The following is a 22879-nucleotide window of genomic DNA, read 5'->3' as shown; positions in this document are numbered from 1 at the left end:
ACATTATACTCAAAAATATCTAAATTATTTATGATAGGGATGGTTATTATTTATACACAAACCTCTAAATACTTGTTCAAGTAGAACTATATTAGCTATTTTATGGGCAAAAGTTAGCTCACTTAAACTAATTTTTTTATCACATTTTTGTAAAAAATTTGCTTCAAATCCATATGCACCACCAATATAAAAATTGATAACTGCACTGTTTTGTAAAAGTTTTGCGAATTCAAAACTATCAACTCTTTTACCTAATACATCAAGTGCTATATTATACCCACTATTTAAAAAAGGCTCAAATACTTCACTATATGATTTTTTTGCTTCAATATCAGATATAGTTTGTGCCTTTGCAATTTTTTTATTAAATAAATTATGAATCTCTATTTTAGAATATTTTGAAGACATTTTGATAAAATCTTCTATAATTTTATTAAATTCATCATTTGATGATTTTGCAATTTGGTAAATATTTATTTTATTCATATAATCCTGATCCTACAACGTTAAAAGAGATATTTTCAATTATATCATCTATTTTTACACCACCAATAGCACATACAGGGTGCTTTGAAATTTTTGCTAAATAAGATATTTTATCGCCCAACATTGTATTTACATTTTTAGTTATTGTTTCTCTATATGCACCAAGTCCTATCATATCCAAATCTAATGTATTTGCTTCTAGAATCTCTTTTTCATTGTGTGTAGATAAGCCTAAAAGTTTATTACCAATTTTTTTTCTTATTACTTTTACTGCTAATTGTTTATTTGAATGAATTTTTTCAAAATCCTCTTGTCCTAAATGTAAACCATTACAAAATTTTACTAAATCTATCTCATCATTAATAATTATTGGGATATTAGTTTTATTTTTTAAATATAAAAGATTTTCTTTTTTAGTTTCTAAATCAGAAATTTTATCTCTATATTGAATCAATTTTACATCTAGTTTTTGACAAAGTTCTAAAAATTTATCAAATGAAATATCTTTTTTTTTTAAAGTTTGGAAGTCACATAAAGCATACAATTTATTAGAAGAACTTTTGGGATTAAATCCTAAAAGTTCTTCTAAATAGTTACTATTCATTAGCTAACTTGAATAGTATTATTTGAGAACATAGTTAATAAATCGGAAAGAGTCTTTTTCATGCTAGATCTATTTACAACCATATCAATTGAACCTTTTTCAAGTAAAAATTCAGCTCTTTGAAATCCTTCAGGAAGATCTGCTCCAATAGTTTGTTTAATAACCCTTTGTCCTGCAAATCCAACTAAAGCACCTGGTTCAGCCATTATAATATCTCCTAAAAAGGCAAAAGAAGCAGAAACCCCACCCATAGTAGGATCTGTTAAAACAGATATATAAGGTAATCCAGCAGCATCTAATTTTTTAAGTGCAGCAGAAGTTTTAGCCATTTGCATAAGAGCAAAAGTTGATTCTTGCATTCTAGCACCTCCAGAAGCAGAAACAATAATAACACCTTGATTCTTCTCTAAAGCTCTATCAACACATCTAACAATCTTTTCACCCTCAACTGAACCTAAACTTCCACCCATAAAAGCAAAATCAAAAATTGCCATTTGAACGGCAATTCCATTGATTGTACATTCACCACTAACAACAGATGAGTTTCTTCCTGTTTTATTTAATGCTTCTTCTACTCTTTTTTTATAAGATTTACTATCAACAAATTTTAATGGGTCATTAGGTATTAAATCTGCATCATACTCTACAAAACTATTTTCATCACATAAAATTTCAATTCTTCTTTTAGCCCCTATTCTCATGTGAAAATTACATTTAGGACATATATTGTTTTGAGACTCTACTTCTTTGAAAAACATCAAAGAATTACACTCTGGGCACTTTATCCAATGACTTGGTGCATCTTTTTTTGTTGGTTGTTCTTTTTTACTATCAAACTTGATTTTATTAAATAGATTCTTCAAATCCATCATATATCCTTTTTAAAACTATTTTATTAAACTTTTGAATTTATCTAATTCATCAAGTTTTTCCCAAGGGTAATCCTCTTGTCCAACTTGACCTCGTGCAGCTACATCTGCATAAAGGAAAGTATCAGCACTTGGTTTATCTAAACCAAATTTTTTCGTAATCCAGTTTGGTGTTAATGAAAAACTATCATGAACAAATGCTGATAAAATATCATCATTTAATCCCTCAATACAAGTTCCACAAGTATCTACTGAAACTGAAGTTGGCTTAGCAACACCAATTGCATAAGAAATTTGTACAATTGCTTTTTTTGCAATTCCAGATGCAACAATATGTTTTGCTATCCAACGTCCTGCATATAATCCACTTCTATCAACTTTTGTATAATCTTTAGAAGATTGTGCTCCACCACCAATAGGTGCATATCCACCAAATGAATCAACAATAAGTTTTCTTCCTGTTAATCCAGAGTCATGTAATGAAGAGTGTGATACATATTTTCCTGTTGGATTAATATGAATAATTGTTTTTTCTAAACAAAATAACTCTTTGGGTAAATTTGTTTCTTTTATAAGACCTAAAATTAATTCTCTTACTTTTTCAATACTCATTGATGATACACAAGGAGCTGAAACAACTATAGTATGAATATGTTTTGGTAAACAATTTTCAAAGTTCTCTTTTGTTTCATAATCAACTGTAACTTGTGTTTTAATATCAACACCTAGTTCTTCAGGATGAGCTAATGCGTACTCATAAACTTTTTCCATAAGCATTCTTGCATATGTAATTGCACTTGGCATAAAGTTTACAGTTTCACTATTTGCATATCCAAACATGATTCCTTGGTCACCTGCACCTGTTTCACCATCTTCTTGGTCAACACCTTGGTTAATATCAGGAGATTGTCTATTTAATAAAACTTGTACCTTTACATCATCAGGGTGTAAACACTCCTCTTTTGTAAAATGAGGATGACCGTTATATCCAATTTTTGCTAGAGCATCAATTACTAAATCTTTATAATCTTGTTCAGATAAATTTGTAGCTGAAGTAACTTCCCCACCAATAACAACATGCTTACCTGCAACAAAAACCTCTGAAGCAACCCTACTTTTGCTATCACCAATGATTAATCTATCAACTATACTATCTGCTATAATATCTGCACACTTATCAGGGTGCCCTGGACTTACTACTTCACTAGTAAATAAATATTCTGTTTTGTTTTCCATTTTTGTTTTCCATTCCTTTGTTTTCCAAAAGCTAAAATTGAACTACTTTACAATCTTAATCTTTATCGTTTTCCATTCTTTTGTTTTCCATTTTCGTTTTCCAACTAATTAAAGTTAAAATAAAAAATAAAATTAAAAGTACGTATTACTTTATAAAAAGTTAGGTATTTTATCTAAATTTTACTTTCATAACTTTAAACTACTTAGTAGATGCTATTTTTAAGGAAACTTTTTAGTTATTCTACCGTTACACTTTTCGCTAAGTTTCTTGGCATATCAACATCATTTCCAAGTCTTACAGAAATCTCCATTGAAAATAATTGTAAGACTACTAACATCTCAAAAAATTCAAGCATATAATGGTCACATTTATTTGTCTTAATAAAATCATCAGCCAAATCAAAATCTAATGACGAAATAGCACATATTGTACTATCTCTAGCACTTAATTCTTCCACATTTGATTTAATTTTATCATAAAGTAAATTTTGTGGCATAAGTGCTATTGTAAAAAGTTCTGGATCAGCTAAAGCTATAGGACCATGTTTCATCTCTCCAGCTGGATAACCTTCTGCGTGTAAATATGAAATTTCTTTTAATTTTAGTGCACCTTCTAAAGCTAACGGGAAAAAAACATCTCTTCCTATAAAGAAAAATCCATGTCCATGCAAATACCTTTTTGATAATCTTTTTGTTTTTTCATGGATATAATCATGTACTTTTAATGACTTAGGTACTTCTCTTAAAGCTTGTATTTCTTCTTTTAGTTTTTCATTACTTAAAGAGTTTTTATATTGTGCAAAATATAAAGCCATCATCCATAATACAACAGTTTGAGTTGAAAAAGCTTTTGTTGAGGCAACACCCTTTTCTATTCCAGCCCTTGTTAAAACTGAATAATCCGCAATTCTTGTCATTGAAGAGTTATCAACATTACAAACAACAATTGATTTAAGTCCTGCAGTTTTTGCCATTTTAAGTGCTTCAAGAGTATCGGCTGTTTCTCCACTTTGTGAAATGACTATAAAAAGTGTATTTTTATTTAAAAGTGGTTCTTTGTATCTGAACTCACTGGCGATTTCTACACTACATCTAACCTTTGCTAATCTTTCAAATAAATATGATGCTGTAAGTCCCGCATGATAAGAAGTTCCACAAGCGCAAATTTTTATCTCTTCAATTCCTTCAATTATTGAAGAATCAAACTCTTCAAAATCTACTTTTTCATCACATAAACGTCCAAGCATAGCATCACTTGTAACTACACTTTGCTCATGAATCTCTTTTTCCATAAAAAATCTATAACCATCTTTTTGTGCAAATTGTTTTGAAGTAGGTAAAACTCCCCATGAAACTTTTGATTCATCAAAAAACTCAATTCTATCAGATGAGGCAACTCCTCCACACCCATCTTCTAAATAAACAACATCATTTGCTAAACCAATTAATGGAGCATCAGATGAAGCAAATAAAACTTCACCTTTTTCGTTACCATGTGCTACTATTAAAGGCGATCCATGCTTAAAAAAGTATATATCATTTGGGCATGATTTAGAAATAAGAAGTATAGAAAATGCACCTTCTAATCTTTTAATAGTCTTTTGGAAAGAAGTCTTACAATCATTTAATTTATTATTATAAAACTCAAATAAATGAACAATAACTTCAGTATCAGTTTGTGATACAAATTTATGTCCTGCTTCTAATAACTCTTGTTTTAATTCCCTATAATTTTCAATAATTCCATTATGAACAACATAAGAGTACTCACCTAAATGAGGATGAGCATTAATCTCAGTTGGTTTTCCATGGGTTGCCCATCTTGTATGTCCAATTCCAATATTATACTCTTGGCTTGTATTTACTTTTTGTTCTAAATTTATCAACTTCCCTAAGGCTTTAAATACTTCAATTCTATCTTTACTTAATAGTGCAATTCCTGCACTATCATAACCTCTATATTCAAGCTCTTTTAAACCATTAAGTAAAATATTTTCTGTTTTTTTATTTCCTATATAACCAACAATTCCACACATAAATAAGCCTTTTAAATTTTTAAAAAGATATTGTACAAAAATATTCATGATATATTACTTTTAACAATTTTTGATAAAATACTTTTTTTATTTAGGAGTTAACATCAAATCATTTTTAAAAGTAGATAAGGATATTTTTTTTTCTAGCTGTGAAACATGTGAAGCTAGATGTTGTGATGGGAGAAAGGGAAGCATTTATTGTCAAATTATTCTTGAAGATTTTGAAAGTGTATACAAAATTTTTCCTATTTTATTTACCTTTGGTGATCTAGGTTTTTTAAAAGCTACTATTTTACTGAGTGATGGGAAAAGTTTATGTCCATACATAAATAATTTTAAATGTACCATTTATGAAAATCGTCCAACTGTTTGTAAAGCCTATCCACTAAGTACAAATATTGATAATGTAATTTATTATGACACAAATTGTCCAGGAATTAGTGAATATGGAAGTGATGTAGTAAAAAATGGAAAAATTTCACCCTCTTTTGATTCATATATTTTTGATGATTATCAAACAAGATATATAAATACTCACCGAAAACTTGAAGATTTTAACAAATTTGAAGATTTTGAATTAGTAACAAAAATCAATAATAATAAATTTTATAAATATATTGGAAATGAAATGAATCCTTATATATCAATGCATTTGGACTCTTTAATTAATCTAAAAAACTATAATTTATAGTCTATGGTTTTACTTTAAGTTTACATTTGGATATAATTACATTATCCAAACAATATGGAGGTTTTAATGATAGGACTTCTACGGTGGTAGAATATTTACCAAATATAATTGTTAATTTTTCAAAATAAAAAGTTTTATTTTACTAAAACTTTAGCTTACTAAGTTGTAAGTTTTGATAGTTTAAAAGGGTTTCTTTTTTAAGAAGCCCTTTTTTTATTTTAAAGCTATTTTAATAATAAATTCAGCACCTTTATAAGCTTTTTTTTCATATTCATACTCCACATTTGAAACTTCAATTTTGCCATTCATACTCTCTTCAATAATCCGTTTACTCATGTATAAGCCGATACCTGTACCACCTACTTCTTCCTTAGTTGTATAATAAGCATCAAATATATTATCTATAATTTCAAATGGAATTCCATTTGCATTATCTTTTATTTTAATAAATAAAGTATTATCTTTTTTATATACATTAATAAAAATATATCTTTTCTCAGAACTAGCTTTTTTTACTAACTCCTCTTTTGCATTTTTTAATATATTTATTAATGTTTGTAATAATTCATTTTTTGAACCAAAAAACTCAATATCTTCTATCTCTTTTATAATCTCAATATTATTATTTTTTAATTGTGAATTTATTAATTTTAATGTGTCTTCAAAAGCTTCTGATATTTTGAATAAACATTTTTGTTTATTAGGATTAAAAAAATTCCTAAAGTCATCTATAGTTTGAGTTAAATTATGTACTGATTCATCTATATCATCAATTGCTTCATCTAGTTCTTTTTCACTAGAAAAATCTTTCATTTCCCTATTGATACGTAAAAGTGCACTTGCCATAGAAATTACACTCAATGGTTGTTTCCATTGATGAGCGATACTTCCAATCATCTCACCCATTGTTGCCATTTTTGATTGTTGGATGAGTAATTTTTCTTTTTCAATTACATTATTCATTTCATCTTTTATTTTTAATTTATAATTATTGAATATATTATCAATTGTTCTAGATACATAAAATGAAAGAAAAATTATTATTACAATAATAATTAAACCTATTATAATTATATCTTCAACTGATTTTTTATTTGACATTAAAAGTGTTGATTTTCTCTCTTTTATTTCATAAGTTAAATTTTCTAAATAAAATCCACTTCCAATTATCCAATTCCAGTCTTCATATAACTTTATAAAAGATATTTTTTCATTTGATTTTAAAGAATCATTTATTTTAACCATTCCATTGTATTTAATAAAACCTTCTTTGTTTTCTTTTGTAAACTTTATTACTTCTTTTAATGTATAACCATAACTATTTTTAACATCAATTCTATTTTTATCTATTAACTCTTTTTTAGGATTTACTAAACATAAGCCATCTAAATCGTTTATAAAAAAATGTTCGGGATCTTTCAAATCAAGGCTATTTAATTTTTTTAAAATTCTTTTTTTTGTTTGATTATTAAAATCTTTTTCATAGTAGCCAGAACCTATAAATAAATTATATGGTTCAAATTTTTTGAAAAAGCCTATTTTTTTTTGTTCCTTTTCATCATCAGCTGATTTCTTCCAATACCAATTATAAAAAGTTTCATCTTTTGAGCTTAATATTTTATTCATATCTTGAAGTATTAATGTCCCCTTTGAATCTCTAAAATTCCAAAGATTCTTACCTTCCATATTGGGAAAACCGGCATTCAATATATTTTTTCCACTCATTTCATATATAAATAAATATCCTTTATCGTTATTAAATCTTATACCCCTTAATGCTGCTATAATTTCATCAAGAGTTTTTTCTTTTGAATAATTAGCTTTTTTTATATTTTTATTGTAAATTATTTTTGCAATGCCATATGCTTGATATACCTCTTCTTTTATCAAATTATCAAAATCTTTTTTCTCAAATTCTCTTTCTAAATCAATAAGTTTATATATTTTAGTTACAAGATTTTGAACCATAACTTTATTATGTGAAATATAGTTTTCTTCCAGCTTTTTTATTTCATAGTTTAATTCTTTATCTTTTTGATAAATTAAGATTTGTATGATAATCATTGTAAAAATTATAAGTGAAGATATGGCACCATATTTAATAAAATTTAATAAACCTTTTTCATCTTTAAACATATACAATTTTACTCCATTTTATGAATAATTATCTTTTAAATGTTTATTATAGCTAGATTTATATTTTATTTGTGTTTTATAAGAATAAAAAAAGGAACTATCAATTCATAATAGTTCCTTTAAAGTTAGGTTTAAATGATATAAAGACTATGTTTTTATTACATCATTCCACCCATACCTCCCATTCCACCCATGTCTGGCATAGCTGGCATTGCAGGTTTATCTTCTTTTATATCAGTTACTGTAGCTTCAGTTGTTAATAATAATGAAGCAACTGAAACTGCATTTTGCATAGCAATTCTTTCAACTTTTGCTGGATCAACAATTCCAGCTTCAAACATATCTACATATTCTCCACTTGCAGCATTAAATCCAATATTTTCATTTTCAGATTTTTCAACTTCATTTACAACAACACCAGCATCAAAACCAGCATTAATTGCAATTTGTTTCATAGGTGCTTTAATTGCTCTTAAAACAATTGCAGCTCCAATAGCTTCATCACCTGTAAGGTCAAGTTTAACTTTTGCAGCAGCTCTAATTAATGCAGCTCCACCACCTATTACAATACCCTCTTCAACAGCAGCTCTAGTTGCACTTAGGGCATCATCAACTCTATCTTTTTTCTCTTTCATTTCAGTTTCACTTGCAGCTCCAACTTTAATAACTGCAACACCACCAGAAAGTTTAGCAAGTCTTTCTTGCAATTTTTCTCTATCATAATCAGAAGTTGTATTTTCAATTTCTGCTTTAATTTGTGCAACTCTTCCTTTTACAGAATCAGCTTCACCATTTCCATCAACTATTGTAGTATTGTCTTTATCAATTACTACTTTTGCAGCAGTTCCAAGTACTTCAATTCCACAAGTATCAAGTTTCATACCCATTTCTTCAGATACAACTGTACCATTTGTAAGTACTGCGATATCTTGTAACATTGCTTTTCTTCTATCACCAAAACCTGGAGCTTTAACAGCAGCAATATTTAAAGAACCTCTTAATCTATTTACAACTAATGTTGCTAAGGCTTCACCATCAACATCTTCAGCAATAATTAGAAGTGGTCTTCCAGATTGATTAACAGCTTCTAAAATTGGTAACATCTCTTTTAAATTAGAGATTTTTTTCTCATATAATAAAATATATGGATTTGATAACTCTGCAATCATTTTTTCAGAATTTGTTACAAAATAAGGAGATAAGTATCCTCTATCAAATTGCATACCTTCAACAACTTCTAACTCATCAGAGATACCTTTTGCTTCTTCAACAGTGATAACTCCATCTTTTCCAACTTTTTCCATAGCTTCTGCAATCATTGAACCAATTGCATTGTCAGAGTTTGCTGATATTGTCGCAACTTGCTCGATTTCAGTTTTATTTGCTACAACTCTTGAAGATGCTTTTAAATTAGTTAGAATAGCTTCACAAGCTTTATCCATACCTCTTTTTAAGATAATTGGATTAGCTCCAGCAGTTACGTTTCTTAAACCTTCTTTATAAATTGAGTGTGCTAAAACAGTTGCTGTTGTAGTACCATCTCCTGCTTCATCAGCAGTTTTTGAAGCAACTTCTTTTACAAGTTGAGCTCCCATATTTTCTAATGTATCTGCTAATTCAATCTCTCTTGCAACTGAAACACCATCTTTTGTGATTGATGGAGCACCAAAAGATTTTTGTAATAATACATTTCTTCCTCTTGGTCCCATTGTAACTTTTACTGCATCTGCTAATTTCTCAACACCTGCAAATAATCTATTTCTTGCTGAATCACTAAATAATACTTCTTTTGCCATTACATAACTCCTATAATATTTTCAATATCTAATACTAAATAATCTTGTCCATCTAATGTGAATTCTGTACCTCTATATTGTTCAAATACAATTGTATCACCCTCTTTTAATTCAGTAACTTCTGAACCAACAGCTTTTACTATTGCAGTATTTGGTTTTTCTTTTGCTGAATCAACTAAAATGATTCCGCTTGCAGTTTTTTCTTCAACTTCTGTTCTTTCTACAAGAACCCTTTTTCCAAGTGGTTTAAAATTCATTATATACTCTCCTATCAAGTTTTTTTATATTTTTTATAAGTTTTAGCACTCTATTTTTTTGAGTGCTAAATTGTAATAAAATTTTCAATTTTTGTCAAGTAAATTGAGTAAAGATGACTAAGAGTTTGAGAAGAAATTTATTTATGTCTATATAAATATTTTAAAAGTAGATTATTTAGTGCATTATATAAGTTTTCATCAAGTGATTTTAAACTCTCTTCACACTTTAAAGCAAGTTCATTAGCAGCATTTATTGCACCTTCTAATCCAAGTAAATTTACAAAGGAATTTTTTGCTCCATCATTTTGTGTAGTCTTTCCAGCTTCAATAGCAGTTTGTGTTTCATCTAAAATATCATCTTGAATTTGAAATAATAATCCAATATCAATGCCAAAATCATAAAGTTTATCTTGAGTAGCTAAATCATAATTTGCTATTATTGCACCCATTTTTAAACTTCCTGCTATAAGTTTTGCAGTTTTATGAATATGTAAAAATTCAAGTTGTGAAAGTTCTAATTTTTGATTCTCAAAAAAGCAATCAATAGCCTGACCAATAATCATACCATCTATTCCACCATCACTTGATAAAACCTTTATACACTCAATTTTTACATCATTTGATAGTGGAGCATTAGCTATTTGTTTAAAGGCTTCTGTATTTAAAGCATCACCAACTAATATAGCCGTTACATCATCATATTTTTTATGTAGGGTTTCAAATCCTCTTCTTAAATCAGCATTATCCATAGCTGGTAAATCATCATGTACTAAAGAGTAAGTATGTAACATCTCTAAACCTAATGCAACGGGAAGTGAACTTTTTACTAAAAGAGTATTTTTGGAATTTACAACGCTAAGTAAAAGCATAGGCCTAAATCTTTTTCCACCAGCATCCAACATTAAACTTAAGGCATTTTCAAAATGAGGATGAAAAGTTTTTGATACTGGTAAATTTGATTTTAAGTAGTTTTCAAAAGTTTCTAATAAATTCATTATTTATTTTGACCAAATGAACCCATTCCACTCATCATGCTCATGGCCATCATTTTTTTATTTTCATCTGATTGTTTAATTACATCATTCATTGCAGAGATTAATAAAATTTGTAAAGAATCTTTATCCTCAAGTAATGAATCATCAATTTGTAAATCTATAACTTCTGAATTTCCATTTATAGATAAAGAAACCATTCCACCACCTGCTTTTGAAGTAAAAACTTTGGAAGCATTTTCTTCTTTTGCTTTATTTGTCATATTTTGGACTTGTCCCATAATATCATTTAAATTGATTTTACTTAAATCAATTCCATCAAACATGGTCACTTCCTATTAATTCATTTGTAATAGTTGTTATATTATTTTTATCATCTACTAAAACAACAGTTGGTTTATAATCTTCTAGCTCATTTTCATTGTATGAAGCATAAGCAATAACAATAATTTTATCACCTATTTCTACTTTTCTAGCCGCTGCTCCATTAAGACACATATCTTTGCTTCCAGCTTTACCTTTGATTACATATGTAGCAAATCTTTCGCCATTATTAACATTTACAATTTCAACTTTTTGACCAACTCTTAATTTAGAAGCTTGCATAAGCTCTTCATCTATAGTTATTGACCCAACGTAGTTTAAATTTGCATCTGTAACTGTTGCTCTATGAATTTTGCTATAAAGCATATCAAATGTCATAAATACCTCTTTATTTTACTAAATTAATAGGTTCTCCCCAAAACTGTTCAGGTATAATAAACTCTTGAACAGGATTCCCACCTATAATGTGTTCTTGTACAATTCTATCTATTTTTTCCTTAGATAATTTACAATACATAGTATGCCCTGGTTCTACCATTAATACAGGACCCATTTGGCATCTTCCTAAACATGAAGTTCTTATTGGTTGAACTGGACCCATTATTCCATTTTCCATAAGTTTTTGAGCCATATAATTAAACAAATCTCTTGACTCTTCTGTTACACAGCTTGGTTTTGGCATACCTGGAGGTGCACTTTGTTCACACTTGAAGATATAAAACGTAGGTTGCGGGATAACTGGCATTTCCATTTTCAATCCTTACTTCATATAATTTTGCAAATTCTATCTAATAATTATTAAACTCATCTAAAAACTAATTCTTAATAAAATTTTAAAAACTATAATACTATACTTTAAGCCCAAAAAATGGTAAAAAAGGTAAAAAATGAAAAAAATATTTATGTTGATTATAATGTCAGTGTTACTATATGCAACAAATCCAATCGCTATTGTAGAAACTACACAAGGTAAAATTGAAATTGAATTAAGACCTGATATGGCACCTCTTGCTGTTGAAAATTTTATTACACATGCAAAAAATGGTTATTATAATAATCTAATTTTTCACAGAATTATAAAAAACTTTATGATTCAAGGTGGTGATCCAACAGGAACAGGTAGAGGGGGAGAATCAATTTGGGGGAAACCATTCAAAGATGAATTTTCACCAAATGCAGTGTTTGATAAAGCAGGAATCTTAGCTATGGCAAATGCAGGTCCAAATACAAATGGAAGCCAATTTTTTATTACTACTGTTCCAACTTATTGGTTAAATGGTCGTCATACAATATTTGGATATTTAAAAAATGGAATGGATGTTGTTAAAAAACTTGAAAATGTACCAACATCAGGTCAATATCAAGGGAATAAACCCTTAGTTGATCAAAAAATAATTTCCATTGAAATAAAGTAGAAATTCTACTTTATTTCCCATTAAATATTTTTGTAAGTGTACGGGAATCTACAAATTGCATAACTCTTTTTTCTAACTCTTCAATTCTAAGTGTTTCTGCTTTTGCCTTATCTTTCCAAAACTCTACTTTTTGAGCTAAAACTTTCTTATCTAATGTTCCATTTACAGTTTTTGACTTTTCTAATTCTTTTTCAAGTTCTTCTATTTGTAAATTGGACGCAATTTTTATTTGATTAATCTTTTTTTGTGATGTTGTAATAATATTTTCTAAATTGTCTCGTAATTTTTTCATTTCTATATTTAAATCTGCATTCTCTTTTTGAATCTTAATTATATTAATACCCTTGATATTTGTAACATCTTCTTTTTCATATTTATCAACCTTTGCCTTTAAAATCTTCACATCATCTTTATATTTATCAAGAAGATAAAGACATTTTCCTTTATCATTTTCACTACTATTTAGCTCTTTTTGTAGTTGTTTTACTTGATTTTCTAAATCATTTATTTGTAAATTATTTTTAGCAAAAGTCTCTTTTGTTTTTATAAAAATATCACTTTTTTCTTTCATTAAAGCAACTTGAACTTCTCTTTGCTTTTTAATATCTTCTGTAATATCTCGCTGAATAATTATAGTACCATTTATATTGCCATCTTCATCATGGGAAGGAATCATATATGAATCAAGGATTAAAACACCATTATCTTTTGTTATTTGTTTTAACTTTCCCTTCCACATTTTATTATCAAGAACTTTAGCAAACATATTATTATAGACTTTTATATTCATATCGTGGTATCTCAAACTTAAAAATTCTTTTCCAATAAGTTCATTTTTATTGAAACCAGAAACTTTAGAAAAATGAGAATTTACATAAGTTATATTCATATGTATATCTGTTTTTATAACAATACTATTTGCATCTATTGCCTCTTTATATAAAGACAACTCTTTATTTTTAGATTTTATGATTTTTTTAGATGCTATATATTGTGCAAATTCATTTATTGATTCAAGTAAAGCTCTTATGTCAATGGGTTTTATTGCATAATTTACCACTTTTAGTTTTATGGAGTCAATTAAAAACTCCTTATCAGAATAAGCAGTTGAAAATATTACACCAACTTCTTTATCAAACTCTCTAATTTGTTTTACCATTTCAAGCCCAGAAATATCTGGCATATTAATATCACTAATTATTAAATCGATTTTTTTCTGATTTTTTTTAAATATTTCTAAACCCTCACGTCCATTGCTAGCGCAAAAAACTTGAGCAAAGAAATTTGTTAGTAAAGAAGCTAACTCTGTTCTCATAACATTGTCATCTTCAACGTATAAAATAGAGATTTGTTTTAGTAAAGTCTTATCTAAAGACATTTATTTTAACTTTTTTTGATTAATTAACTCAATAAATTTTATGAAATCAAATGGTTTTAGTAAATACTCTGTTACTCCATAATTAGAAGCTTCAGTCATATATTTTGATTCTGTATGTGCAGTCATAATTATAATTTCTATATCAGGATATAAAGATTTTGCTTCTTTTATCATCTCCAATCCATTCATTATTGGCATACTAATATCAGTAACTATAATATCAATTTCGTTAGCGTGTTCTTTTAAAACGGCTAAGCCTTCTTCACCATTTTTTGCTGTCAAAAAATCTACACCCAATTTTTGTAAAGTTTCTGAAATAATATCCAATAAATCTTTCTCATCTTCAACAAAAAGAAACTTTAGTTTTTTTAAATGCTCAATACTCTCTTGTAAACTTTTTGACATTTTTTACCTACTACTCTAATTCAGATTTACTAACAACTGCTTCTATATCCATAATTACAAGCATCTCATTATTATGTAATCTTACAAAACCTTTTAGATATTTTGCTGGAATTGATGAACCTATATCTGATACAGGTGCTAAAGCAGAGATATCAAGTCTTTGCACATCATCAACTTTATCTACAACAATACCTATCATTCTTTTATCTTTTGTTACAACAGCAATAACTGCAGTATTTTGATTATTTACAATTTCACCCGTTTTAAATTTAACTCTTAAATCCACAACTGGTACAACTTCACCCCTTAAATTAATAAGTCCTTTTACATATCCTGGAACATTTGGTAAAATTGTTATCATTTCTGGATAAGTTAAAATCTCTCTGATTTTAGGCAGTTCAATTGCGTATTGCATAGCACCTAATACAAACTTCATATACTCACTTGTGTTAGCATAATCTATTACAGCATCGTCTTTATTTTGATTTTCCATATGATTTGAACTCCTATTAATAGTATGTTATCATTTTTTGTTATATTTTACAATATTTAGCTTAAATTTCATATTTGTTTAATATCTAAAATATTACAAGTTACAGATAATTTTGTAGTTTCTAAAGTTATTTGCTCATTTATCTTAACACTATCCAAACTTATTATGTGATTATTCTTTGATACTTGAACATAACCATCTTTTATTTTTTTATCTGGATGATTGGCTTCATATGTATTTTTTAATTGTGTCAGTTCATTTTGTTTTTGCCTAAGTATTTGACTAAAACTATTTGTAAAATTTGATTTTAAATAATCTATCTCTTTTTGCACAAAAGAGAATTTTTTATCTAGTGAGTGTTGTTCAAAATACTTTTTATAGTTAAGTACAACTTGTTCTTTATTAAAAAGAACTCTTTTAAATCTATTAGAAAACTCTTCTCGTAAGTTATCTAAATAAAGTAGGTGTTCATTTCTATCAGGAAGTGCTATTTCTATTGCATTTGAAGGAGTTGCAGCTCTAACATCAGCGACAAAATCTGAAATCAAAAAATCAACTTCATGACCAACAGCAGATATTACTGGAGTTTTTGCTTCAAAAATAGCCCTTGCAACTATTTCTTCATTGAAAGCCCAAAGATCTTCTATACTTCCTCCACCTCGTCCTACAATCATAATATCACAATTTAAACTATCAGCTTTTTTTATGGAATTAGCTATATCAACTTTTGACCCTTCACCTTGAACTAAAGTAGGTATTAAAATAAGATTTACCAAAGGCCATCTATTTTGTGCAACTTTTTTCATATCCTCTATAGCTGCACCTGTTGGAGAAGTTACAATTACAATATTTTTAGGATATTTAGGGAGAGTTTTTTTTATTCTTAAATCAAAAAGTCCCTCTTTTTGAAGTTTTTCTTTTAATTGTTCAAAAGCTAGTGCCAAACTTCCTTGTCCATCTGGCTCAATTTTCGTACACATAAGTTGATAATTTCCCCTTGGGATATAAGCTGTAATGCTTCCAGAAATTAAAATTTTCATACCAACTTCAAGTCTAAATTTTAAATATTGGGCATTGCCTTTAAACATTACACAAGATAGGGTTGAATTTTCATCTTTAATTGAAAAATATATATGTCCTGAAGAGTGATATGTCAAGTTAGAAATTTCCCCTTGAACATATACACCTATAAAAGTAGTCTCAAGTAATGACTTGATTTGATTATTTAGCGTTGATACACTAAGAGGTTGATTCATAGATTAAATCAAACCTTTCTTGCAATAAAAAGTGTTGATATATTCATAGAAAAACCTTTTACATAAATAGGCTCAAGTCCCGCTTCTTTTAACTCTAAACACAAATTATCTTGAGTTAAAAAATCATCAATAGAATTAGGTAAATAAGTATAAGCTTCTTTATTTTTTGAAATAATTCCACCTAAAGTTGGTAAAATTTTATTCATATAAAAATCTGTTACATAATCAAGTGGAGAGTTTTTTTCATTTTTAGTGAACTCCAAAATAACTAAAAGTCCATCTTTTTTCAAAGTTCTTGCAAACTCATGAAAAGCCTCTTGTCTTTTAACAACATTTCTAATTCCATAAGATATAGAAATAATATCAGCAACTTCATTTTCAAAAGGCATTGCTTCAGCACCTGCTTCAATAAATTCTACATCAGGTAATTTTACTTTTGCCACATCCATCATTCCAACGCTTGGGTCAACACCAACTTTATTTTCTATTTGTATTGCATTTTTATTTGCAATTTTCTGCCAAGTTGTAAGCATATCACCTGTACCACAAGCAACATCAATAATTTTTTCTACTTTATTTTTACCATAAAAAGAAAAAGCTAAATCACATGCTTTATTTCTCCATGTTTTATCAATCCCCATACTTAAAACTCTATTTGCCACATCATAAGTTCCAGCAATTTCATTAAACATTGATACTATTTTTTCTTGTTTACCCATTATAAATATTCCTAATTATTTAAATAAAAAAACACCAGCTAATAAGCCACCTATAAAACCGATATTTAGAAAAACTAAAAGTTTTAAAATATCCAATTTTTTGTCTTTTGCTGGTAATATTTTTAAAATTTCTTCTTGTAATTTTAAAGCTTCATTAAACTTTTTTGTAGACCTAGTTACGTCATCTGTAGTCTTTTTAAGTGTTAATTCTGATAATTCTATTCTTTCCACAAGCTCTTTTGCTTGTTTGAAACTCATATCACTCATATTATTTTTTTTCTAACCATTTATCTAAATCAGCAAAAATCTGATTTAAAACATTTAAAACATAATCTTGAGCTTCTGATTGTAATCTTCTAAAAAATATATATTTTTTAGCACTTTCAACATCACCTAACTCTTTAGCTTTTAAAGCTTTTTCTCTAAAATCAGTATTATTGTGTGCCATTTCCCAAACTGTACTACCTAAGTATCTACTCATAGTAATTACTTTATCATTTTTTACTGTAAAGTATTTTGGGTCTTTCATAAAATCATACATTACTGTATTTGAAGCTAAATATTTATGACCAAAAAAGTTTATAAACTGCTCTTCTACATAATCTTTTTCCATAGATATAGCACGATTTAATGCAAAAATAATATTATCATCTGGATTTTTTTCTATTTTTCTTATTTTTTTCATAGTTGCAATTGCATTTTTACCATCAAGTTCACCATCACCCAATGGAATAATCCACTTTAAATTTCCAAAAGAACCCACTTTTTTAATCTCATCTAAAACCAATGATGAAGTTTTATTTCCTCCAACATCTATGATTATTTCATGATTATCATCCATTAAAATAAGCTCATCAAGTTCACTTACTTTGTTTGTTCTTAACATTCTTTTATTTACAATTTGAGTTGTGGTAAATGATTGACTATCATTATTTTCATCATCAATTTCTATGTAAGTAATCTTTTTCCCATGTTTTTTATATAAATATGGTGCTATTACTTGCATAGCAACTGTTGATTTACCAACACCACCTTTAGTTTGTGGAATAATAATCATTTAATTAATCCTTTAAGACTTTTTTTGATTTTTCATAAATTCTACAATCTTGCCATGAAATCTACAATATATCATATTTAGTGAAATATCATAATCATAAAGCGTTTCAATTTTATCGAAATTTTCATTAATTCCATATTCTAACCAAGCTTTCAGTTCCTCATAACTTTCAAACTCATATCCAAAAGTTTTAAGTAATCTATTTGTATAAGAATCAACAACCATCTCTTCTTTATGACAAGAATAACAAAGTATTGCATCAGCAGTCTCTTCACCAATTCCTTTTTGAGAAAGTAACCAATCTCTACATACATTTTCTTTAAAAGTTTCAAAATCACCAAACTCTTCAATTATATTTTGACAAATTTTTTTTATTCTTACAGCTTTTTGATTTTTAAAACCACTTGGAGCGATTGCTGATACTAAAATATCAATATCTATATTTGCCAATTTTTCTAACTCTAAACAATCTAATTTTTTTAGATTATCCAATGACTTTTCTACATTTGTCCATTTAGTATTTTGAGTTAATATTGCACCAAGAAACACTTCAAAATCGTTATTTGTTGGCCACCAATATTTATATTTTTCATCAATAGAATTTTTATCTTTTAGAAAAATAAATAAATCAAAAGAGTTAGAAATACTATTCAATAATTGCCTTTGTAATAAGTTCTTCACTTTTATCACATAAAACTTTTATCTTAAAAGCATCTACAGATTTTCCATCTTTTATATCCATAACAAGCATTTGCAATATCGATTTGCAAGAATTAGGAATAGCAAAATGTCCACCAAGTCCAGTAGTAGCCTTTTCTATTGGTATTTTAGAATCCATACCTATTACATTATCCCTACAACCAGTTAAGCCAATATCAGTTAAATATGTTGTTCCATTTATTATTTGTAAATCATCCGTTCCTACGTGGGTATGTGTTCCACAAATTGCACTTACTTTTCCATTAAACATCATAGCCATAACTCTTTTTTCACTTGTAGCTTCACCATGAAAATCTATAAAAATATTTTTGATATTTTGTTTTTCCAGTTCATTTATTATTTGTGTAGCTTTATTAAAAGGATTATCACAAGTTGGCATTGAAAAGTTACCCATTAGATTTATTACAGCAAGCTTTTCACCAGCTACCTCAAAAATCTTATAGCCATCTCCGGGAACACCCTCAGGGTAGTTTGCTGGTCTAATTACATTTTGGCTTTCAAGCAGCCCAATTATCTCTTTTTTCTTATCAAAAGTATGATTTCCACCAGTGAACAAATCAATTCCTATTTTAAAAAGTTCATTGGCGTTTTTAACTGTTAAGCCAAATCCATGACTTGCATTTTCTCCATTGGCAATTATAAAATCAATCTCATATTTTGTTTTTAATTTTTTTAAATGTTGTTCTATGATTTTTCTGCCAGGATGACCTACAATATCACCAATAAATGCTATTTTCAATATATTTCCCTTTTTTTATCTATTGGGATTGTATCAATTAAAAAGTTAGTTTTTTCTTTTATCTCTCTCATTTTTTATATTTCTAAGCATAAGCAAAAGAAAAAAAAGACCAATAGAAAAACTTATGATAGTAGGTGTTAAATTTGAAGCATCATAAAAATTGTATGCTATTACAAAAGATAGTATTGATATTACTAAACACATCTGTTTAACTCTTTAGCACAAACATAAGCAGAAGAAAAAGCAAACTGGAAGTTAAATCCTCCAAGTTCTCCTGTAACATCTAAGGCTTCACCTATAAAATACATGTTTTTTTGAATTTTGCTTTCCATGGTTTTTACATCTATTTCATCAACTTCAACTCCACCTTTTGTAACTTCAGCTTTTGTATATCCAAAGTTTCCAGCGGGAGCAAACTCATAGTTTTTTAGAATTTCTAATTTTTTTAATTCTTCTTTATTTAATTTGCTAATTGGCTTATCATCTAGTTCAATCGAAGCTAAAAACTCTTGCATAAATCTTTTTGGTAGATTAAAACTTGAAGAGATATTTTTATTACCTTTTAAAAATGATTTAAAAGTTTTATTTGGTAAAAAATCTATACTCATTTTTCCTTTTTTCCAATAAAGTGAACTATTTAAAATAACAGGTCCAGTTATACCTTTATGAGCAAAAAGAATATTGCCCTCAAAACTTTTATTTTCCACATTTACTTTTACAAACATAGAAATACCACTTAAATTTTTAAACCAAAATTGCTCTTTTTGAACAGTAAATCCAACAAGTGCTGGATTTAAGGGATTGACTTTATGTTTAAATTTTTTTGCAATATCAAAAGCTATAGAACTAGCTCCCAAACTTTGATAACTCAAACCACCACTTGCAATTACTACTTTTTTTGCTTCAATGATTTGATTATTTGTTTTTATTTTATAAAAGTTATCAAATTCTATATTGCAAACTTGGGTATTTAAAAACACTCTTTTACTTTTTATTAGCTTCAAAAACATATCAATAACATCTTGGGAAGTGTTACAAAAAAAAGTTCCTTTTACTATCTTTTCATTGAGTTTAAAATCTAGATTTTGTTTTTTTAAGAAGTTTATTAAGTCGTCATTTGAAAACTCTTTTAAAACAGAACTTACAAAAACATTATCTCCTAGATAATTATTAGCTGTTACTTTTTTATTTGTAATATTGCACTTTGCTCCACCTGATACTTTTATTTTAGCACCAACTTTTGCATTACTATCAATAAGACAAACATTATTACTTTTAAGTAAAGAAGCAAGCATCAACCCACTAGCACCTGCTCCTATTATAGCTATATCAAATATTACTTATCCTTCTTTTCTAGTTTTACGATTTTGAATATATTTATTCCATTTATATACTCATATTTTAACATACAATCATTTGCTCTAAGAATAGAATTAACTATATATAAACCCAAGCCAAAACTATTTTTGCTTTTATTTTCATTTGCAAAAAAAGGCTCAAAATAGTTCTCTAAGGGATAAGCCAAGCCCTTTCCACTATTTTCAAATATTATTTCATCTTTATCATTTGTTTTTATAGTAACTTTTTTATTATCTGAATATTTTATAGCATTATCAATTAGATTTTTCACTGCTACACAAAAAAGTTTGAAATTAACATTTAATTTTTTATTTTCATACTCTGAAATTATTACATTATCTTCTAACATCAACATATCTTCGGCATTATCAATAATATCTCCTAGAAAATAGTTATTTTTGATAACATTTTTAGTTGAAGAAATAAGCTCTTCAATTTGTGTAAATTCACTAATTAATGATTCTAATCTTGTAAAAACTCTTCTCATTTTTTCAGCATTTTCATCACTATTTTCTAACTCACTTAAGAATTTTCCTTTTGTAATTGGTGTTTTAAGTTCGTGCATTATATTTCTAATAAATACATTTCTTGATTCTTTTATATCTTTTAGTTTTTTAGCTGTATTTTTAAACTCAATTGCCAATTGAGAAACTTCATCTTGGGCTGTTGTATTATAGTATTCAAAGTCAAAATCCTCTTCACCAAGAGTCTTCACCTTATCTTTTAAAAGTTTGATTGGATATAACTTTTTCCAAGTAGTAATAAAGGATAAAACAATTGCCATAAACAACACTGCAAAAACTACTGATAAATATAGAAGTGGATTTACATGTTTATAATCACTATCTTTAAACATTATTAGTAAACCATCGTTTTTTATAAATAAAAAGCTCTCTCCATTTAAATCTAAAACTCTGATTAAAATTGTTCTATATCTTCTCTCCAAAGCAATTTTTGTTTTTGGGTTAAATAAAACTGCATTCATTTGACCAATATCATCGATAAAATCCATATCCATATTTGATAAAGATTCCACAAAAAACTTTGTTAATCCATTTTTTCTTTGTTGTTCTAATACCATTTTAGCAACAGGCAGATATTTTTTTGAAAGTTGTTTTTCTTTATCCTCTTGAGTATGAAAAACTAGCGCTAAAAAACTCGCTATTACTAAAAATAAAGAAATAACAAAACTAATAGTTATGGTAAAAAATATTGACTCTTTTTTCATTGTAAAAACTTATATCCCATACCTCTAATCGTATGTAAAAATTCTGGTGTTTTAGGGTTATTTTCAATCTTATGTCTAATTCTATTTATTATAACAGCAAGGGAGCCAATATTGTCATAATCACTATTTAATAAATTGCTATTTTCAAAGATATCATCCCTTGATACAACAAATCCTTCTCTTTTAATCAATAAAGATAAGACTTCATACTCAGCTGCTGTTAATCTTATAAATTTATCATTTTTTCTTATCTCTTTTTTCTCTTCATCAAAAATAAAAATTTTTTTGGGTTTTTCTTCAACTTTTGTACTGGTATTGTATCTTCTAAGGATTGTCTTGATTCTGATTTCTAACTCTCTTGGGTCATAAGGTTTAGGTAAATAATCATCAGCACCTAATTGTAAAGCAGTCACTTTGTCAGTAATATCACTTCTTGCACTTGAAATAATAATTGGAATATCATGATTCGCAATTATCTCTTTACACACATCTAAGCCATCCATTCCAGGAAGAGTTAAATCTAAAATTATCAAATCAAATTTATTTATTTTTAGACTACTAAGAGCCAAAAAAGGCTCTTCATAGTTTGTAACTTCCATGTTATACTGTTTTAAGTACTGAGTTAAGACATCTGCTAATTCTAAATCATCTTCTACCATTGCAATTTTTATCAAAAATTCATC

The 22879-nt window shown here is 27.6% G+C and carries 27 protein-coding genes; 2 read left to right on the top strand and 25 right to left on the bottom strand.

Annotation, left to right across the window (positions count from 1 at the left end):
* Window positions 1-24: 24 nt before the first annotated feature.
* The 5 genes from ACQY5W_RS09770 to glmS all read right to left on the bottom strand — a co-directional run bounded on the left by ACQY5W_RS09770 (window position 25) and on the right by glmS (window position 5231).
* Entirely contained in the window at window positions 25-486 is a 462-nt protein-coding gene (locus ACQY5W_RS09770; protein WP_428024775.1) for a 23S rRNA (pseudouridine(1915)-N(3))-methyltransferase RlmH, read from the bottom strand.
* Window positions 479-1090: a thiamine phosphate synthase gene (locus ACQY5W_RS09765; RefSeq protein WP_428024774.1), complete on the bottom strand. Its 612-nt coding sequence runs from the start codon at window positions 1088-1090 to the stop codon at window positions 479-481. Before ACQY5W_RS09765 ends, ACQY5W_RS09770 begins: the two co-directional genes overlap by 8 nt.
* Window positions 1090-1959: an acetyl-CoA carboxylase, carboxyltransferase subunit beta gene (gene accD / locus ACQY5W_RS09760; protein ID WP_428024773.1), complete on the bottom strand. Its 870-nt coding sequence runs from the start codon at window positions 1957-1959 to the stop codon at window positions 1090-1092. The genes ACQY5W_RS09765 and accD overlap by 1 nt, the downstream gene beginning before the upstream one ends.
* Before the next feature lie 18 nt (window positions 1960-1977).
* The gene (gene metK, locus ACQY5W_RS09755; protein WP_428024772.1) at window positions 1978-3195 is read right to left on the bottom strand and encodes a methionine adenosyltransferase; all 1218 of its coding nucleotides are present in this window, start codon (window positions 3193-3195) and stop codon (window positions 1978-1980) included.
* Between the two features lie 236 nt (window positions 3196-3431).
* Window positions 3432-5231: a glutamine--fructose-6-phosphate transaminase (isomerizing) gene (glmS, locus tag ACQY5W_RS09750; protein ID WP_428024829.1), complete on the bottom strand. Its 1800-nt coding sequence runs from the start codon at window positions 5229-5231 to the stop codon at window positions 3432-3434.
* A gap of 70 nt (window positions 5232-5301) precedes the next feature.
* On the opposite strand from glmS, the gene ACQY5W_RS09745 reads away from it, so the two are divergent.
* A complete protein-coding gene (locus ACQY5W_RS09745) occupies window positions 5302-5922 on the top strand; it encodes a YkgJ family cysteine cluster protein (protein ID WP_428024771.1) in 621 nt (206 codons plus the stop codon).
* Window positions 5923-6135: 213 nt separating this feature from the next.
* Here the strand turns inward: ACQY5W_RS09745 and ACQY5W_RS09740 are convergent, their stop codons facing one another.
* The 7 genes from ACQY5W_RS09740 to ACQY5W_RS09710 all read right to left on the bottom strand — a co-directional run bounded on the left by ACQY5W_RS09740 (window position 6136) and on the right by ACQY5W_RS09710 (window position 12178).
* Window positions 6136-8058 (bottom strand): sensor histidine kinase, encoded by a 1923-nt coding sequence (locus tag ACQY5W_RS09740; protein ID WP_428024828.1) that lies wholly within the window; start codon window positions 8056-8058, stop codon window positions 6136-6138.
* A gap of 158 nt (window positions 8059-8216) precedes the next feature.
* Window positions 8217-9854: a chaperonin GroEL gene (groL, locus tag ACQY5W_RS09735; RefSeq protein WP_428024770.1), complete on the bottom strand. Its 1638-nt coding sequence runs from the start codon at window positions 9852-9854 to the stop codon at window positions 8217-8219.
* On the bottom strand, window positions 9854-10111 hold the full coding sequence (groES, locus tag ACQY5W_RS09730; RefSeq protein WP_428024769.1) for a co-chaperone GroES: 258 nt from the start codon (window positions 10109-10111) through the stop codon (window positions 9854-9856). The genes groL and groES overlap by 1 nt, the downstream gene beginning before the upstream one ends.
* A gap of 137 nt (window positions 10112-10248) precedes the next feature.
* A complete protein-coding gene (locus ACQY5W_RS09725) occupies window positions 10249-11106 on the bottom strand; it encodes a polyprenyl synthetase family protein (RefSeq protein ID WP_428024768.1) in 858 nt (285 codons plus the stop codon).
* Window positions 11106-11429, bottom strand: a complete 324-nt coding sequence (locus ACQY5W_RS09720; RefSeq protein ID WP_428024767.1) for a YbaB/EbfC family nucleoid-associated protein — start codon at window positions 11427-11429, stop codon at window positions 11106-11108. The genes ACQY5W_RS09725 and ACQY5W_RS09720 overlap by 1 nt, the downstream gene beginning before the upstream one ends.
* Window positions 11422-11805: an aspartate 1-decarboxylase gene (gene panD, locus ACQY5W_RS09715; protein ID WP_428024766.1), complete on the bottom strand. Its 384-nt coding sequence runs from the start codon at window positions 11803-11805 to the stop codon at window positions 11422-11424. Before panD ends, ACQY5W_RS09720 begins: the two co-directional genes overlap by 8 nt.
* Before the next feature lie 10 nt (window positions 11806-11815).
* The gene (locus tag ACQY5W_RS09710; protein WP_428024765.1) at window positions 11816-12178 is read right to left on the bottom strand and encodes a (2Fe-2S) ferredoxin domain-containing protein; all 363 of its coding nucleotides are present in this window, start codon (window positions 12176-12178) and stop codon (window positions 11816-11818) included.
* Window positions 12179-12314: 136 nt separating this feature from the next.
* On the opposite strand from ACQY5W_RS09710, the gene ACQY5W_RS09705 reads away from it, so the two are divergent.
* Complete coding sequence (locus ACQY5W_RS09705) at window positions 12315-12842, top strand: peptidylprolyl isomerase (RefSeq protein WP_428024764.1); 528 nt, start codon at window positions 12315-12317, stop codon at window positions 12840-12842.
* A 10-nt stretch (window positions 12843-12852) separates the two neighbouring features.
* On the opposite strand, the gene ACQY5W_RS09700 is transcribed toward ACQY5W_RS09705, so the two are convergent.
* The 13 genes from ACQY5W_RS09700 to ACQY5W_RS09640 form a co-directional block, all read right to left on the bottom strand.
* The gene (locus tag ACQY5W_RS09700; protein WP_428024763.1) at window positions 12853-14220 is read right to left on the bottom strand and encodes a response regulator; all 1368 of its coding nucleotides are present in this window, start codon (window positions 14218-14220) and stop codon (window positions 12853-12855) included.
* Window positions 14221-14625, bottom strand: a complete 405-nt coding sequence (locus tag ACQY5W_RS09695; protein ID WP_428024762.1) for a response regulator — start codon at window positions 14623-14625, stop codon at window positions 14221-14223. It lies immediately after the preceding gene.
* A 10-nt stretch (window positions 14626-14635) separates the two neighbouring features.
* Window positions 14636-15118: a chemotaxis protein CheW gene (locus ACQY5W_RS09690; RefSeq protein ID WP_428024761.1), complete on the bottom strand. Its 483-nt coding sequence runs from the start codon at window positions 15116-15118 to the stop codon at window positions 14636-14638.
* A gap of 68 nt (window positions 15119-15186) precedes the next feature.
* On the bottom strand, window positions 15187-16374 hold the full coding sequence (gene xseA, locus ACQY5W_RS09685; protein ID WP_428024760.1) for an exodeoxyribonuclease VII large subunit: 1188 nt from the start codon (window positions 16372-16374) through the stop codon (window positions 15187-15189).
* 8 nt (window positions 16375-16382) lie between these two features.
* Window positions 16383-17093: a bifunctional demethylmenaquinone methyltransferase/2-methoxy-6-polyprenyl-1,4-benzoquinol methylase UbiE gene (gene ubiE / locus ACQY5W_RS09680; RefSeq protein WP_428024759.1), complete on the bottom strand. Its 711-nt coding sequence runs from the start codon at window positions 17091-17093 to the stop codon at window positions 16383-16385.
* 15 nt (window positions 17094-17108) lie between these two features.
* Window positions 17109-17351 carry a hypothetical protein gene (locus ACQY5W_RS09675; RefSeq protein ID WP_428024758.1) on the bottom strand — a complete coding sequence of 81 codons (243 nt, stop codon included), beginning with the start codon at window positions 17349-17351 and terminating at the stop codon, window positions 17109-17111.
* A gap of 10 nt (window positions 17352-17361) precedes the next feature.
* Window positions 17362-18150, bottom strand: coding sequence for an AAA family ATPase (locus ACQY5W_RS09670; protein ID WP_428024757.1), 789 nt, complete (start codon window positions 18148-18150; stop codon window positions 17362-17364).
* Between the two features lie 12 nt (window positions 18151-18162).
* Window positions 18163-18804 (bottom strand): 3-methyladenine DNA glycosylase, encoded by a 642-nt coding sequence (locus tag ACQY5W_RS09665; protein WP_428024756.1) that lies wholly within the window; start codon window positions 18802-18804, stop codon window positions 18163-18165.
* Complete coding sequence (locus ACQY5W_RS09660; protein WP_428024755.1) at window positions 18797-19609, bottom strand: TIGR00282 family metallophosphoesterase; 813 nt, start codon at window positions 19607-19609, stop codon at window positions 18797-18799. The genes ACQY5W_RS09665 and ACQY5W_RS09660 overlap by 8 nt, the downstream gene beginning before the upstream one ends.
* 45 nt (window positions 19610-19654) lie before the next feature.
* Entirely contained in the window at window positions 19655-19813 is a 159-nt protein-coding gene (locus tag ACQY5W_RS09655) for a hypothetical protein (protein WP_428024754.1), read from the bottom strand.
* A complete protein-coding gene (locus tag ACQY5W_RS09650) occupies window positions 19804-20928 on the bottom strand; it encodes an NAD(P)/FAD-dependent oxidoreductase (RefSeq protein WP_428024827.1) in 1125 nt (374 codons plus the stop codon). The genes ACQY5W_RS09655 and ACQY5W_RS09650 overlap by 10 nt, the downstream gene beginning before the upstream one ends.
* A gap of 17 nt (window positions 20929-20945) precedes the next feature.
* Window positions 20946-22196: an ArsS family sensor histidine kinase gene (locus ACQY5W_RS09645; protein WP_428024753.1), complete on the bottom strand. Its 1251-nt coding sequence runs from the start codon at window positions 22194-22196 to the stop codon at window positions 20946-20948.
* Window positions 22193-22870 carry a response regulator transcription factor gene (locus tag ACQY5W_RS09640; RefSeq protein ID WP_428024826.1) on the bottom strand — a complete coding sequence of 226 codons (678 nt, stop codon included), beginning with the start codon at window positions 22868-22870 and terminating at the stop codon, window positions 22193-22195. The genes ACQY5W_RS09645 and ACQY5W_RS09640 overlap by 4 nt, the downstream gene beginning before the upstream one ends.
* Window positions 22871-22879 lie beyond the last annotated feature (9 nt).

Source organism: Arcobacter sp. (assembly GCF_050300555.1).
Classification (GTDB): domain Bacteria; phylum Campylobacterota; class Campylobacteria; order Campylobacterales; family Arcobacteraceae; genus Arcobacter.
The sequence above is the reverse complement of the archived record's forward strand: the minus strand, read 5'-3'. Positions and strand labels throughout refer to the sequence as shown.

What these genes read in the sequence shown, in the direction of transcription:
- ACQY5W_RS09740 (WP_428024828.1), bottom strand. Translation starts at nt 8,058, where the DNA reads ATGTTTAAAGATGAAAAAGGTTTATTAAATTTTATTAAATATGGTGCC.
- ACQY5W_RS09655 (WP_428024754.1), bottom strand. Translation starts at nt 19,813, where the DNA reads ATGTGTTTAGTAATATCAATACTATCTTTTGTAATAGCATACAATTTT.
- ACQY5W_RS09765 (WP_428024774.1), bottom strand. Translation starts at nt 1,090, where the DNA reads ATGAATAGTAACTATTTAGAAGAACTTTTAGGATTTAATCCCAAAAGT.
- ACQY5W_RS09670 (WP_428024757.1), bottom strand. Translation starts at nt 18,150, where the DNA reads ATGATTATTATTCCACAAACTAAAGGTGGTGTTGGTAAATCAACAGTT.
- groL (WP_428024770.1), bottom strand. Translation starts at nt 9,854, where the DNA reads ATGGCAAAAGAAGTATTATTTAGTGATTCAGCAAGAAATAGATTATTT.
- ACQY5W_RS09720 (WP_428024767.1), bottom strand. Translation starts at nt 11,429, where the DNA reads ATGTTTGATGGAATTGATTTAAGTAAAATCAATTTAAATGATATTATG.
- ACQY5W_RS09695 (WP_428024762.1), bottom strand. Translation starts at nt 14,625, where the DNA reads ATGTCAAAAAGTTTACAAGAGAGTATTGAGCATTTAAAAAAACTAAAG.
- ACQY5W_RS09645 (WP_428024753.1), bottom strand. Translation starts at nt 22,196, where the DNA reads ATGAAAAAAGAGTCAATATTTTTTACCATAACTATTAGTTTTGTTATT.
- xseA (WP_428024760.1), bottom strand. Translation starts at nt 16,374, where the DNA reads ATGAATCAACCTCTTAGTGTATCAACGCTAAATAATCAAATCAAGTCA.
- accD (WP_428024773.1), bottom strand. Translation starts at nt 1,959, where the DNA reads ATGGATTTGAAGAATCTATTTAATAAAATCAAGTTTGATAGTAAAAAA.
- metK (WP_428024772.1), bottom strand. Translation starts at nt 3,195, where the DNA reads ATGGAAAACAAAACAGAATATTTATTTACTAGTGAAGTAGTAAGTCCA.
- ACQY5W_RS09725 (WP_428024768.1), bottom strand. Translation starts at nt 11,106, where the DNA reads ATGAATTTATTAGAAACTTTTGAAAACTACTTAAAATCAAATTTACCA.
- ACQY5W_RS09690 (WP_428024761.1), bottom strand. Translation starts at nt 15,118, where the DNA reads ATGGAAAATCAAAATAAAGACGATGCTGTAATAGATTATGCTAACACA.
- ACQY5W_RS09770 (WP_428024775.1), bottom strand. Translation starts at nt 486, where the DNA reads ATGAATAAAATAAATATTTACCAAATTGCAAAATCATCAAATGATGAA.
- panD (WP_428024766.1), bottom strand. Translation starts at nt 11,805, where the DNA reads ATGACATTTGATATGCTTTATAGCAAAATTCATAGAGCAACAGTTACA.
- ACQY5W_RS09675 (WP_428024758.1), bottom strand. Translation starts at nt 17,351, where the DNA reads ATGAGTTTCAAACAAGCAAAAGAGCTTGTGGAAAGAATAGAATTATCA.
- ACQY5W_RS09710 (WP_428024765.1), bottom strand. Translation starts at nt 12,178, where the DNA reads ATGGAAATGCCAGTTATCCCGCAACCTACGTTTTATATCTTCAAGTGT.
- ACQY5W_RS09700 (WP_428024763.1), bottom strand. Translation starts at nt 14,220, where the DNA reads ATGTCTTTAGATAAGACTTTACTAAAACAAATCTCTATTTTATACGTT.
- ACQY5W_RS09705 (WP_428024764.1), top strand. Translation starts at nt 12,315, where the DNA reads ATGAAAAAAATATTTATGTTGATTATAATGTCAGTGTTACTATATGCA.
- glmS (WP_428024829.1), bottom strand. Translation starts at nt 5,231, where the DNA reads ATGTGTGGAATTGTTGGTTATATAGGAAATAAAAAAACAGAAAATATT.
- ubiE (WP_428024759.1), bottom strand. Translation starts at nt 17,093, where the DNA reads ATGGGTAAACAAGAAAAAATAGTATCAATGTTTAATGAAATTGCTGGA.
- groES (WP_428024769.1), bottom strand. Translation starts at nt 10,111, where the DNA reads ATGAATTTTAAACCACTTGGAAAAAGGGTTCTTGTAGAAAGAACAGAA.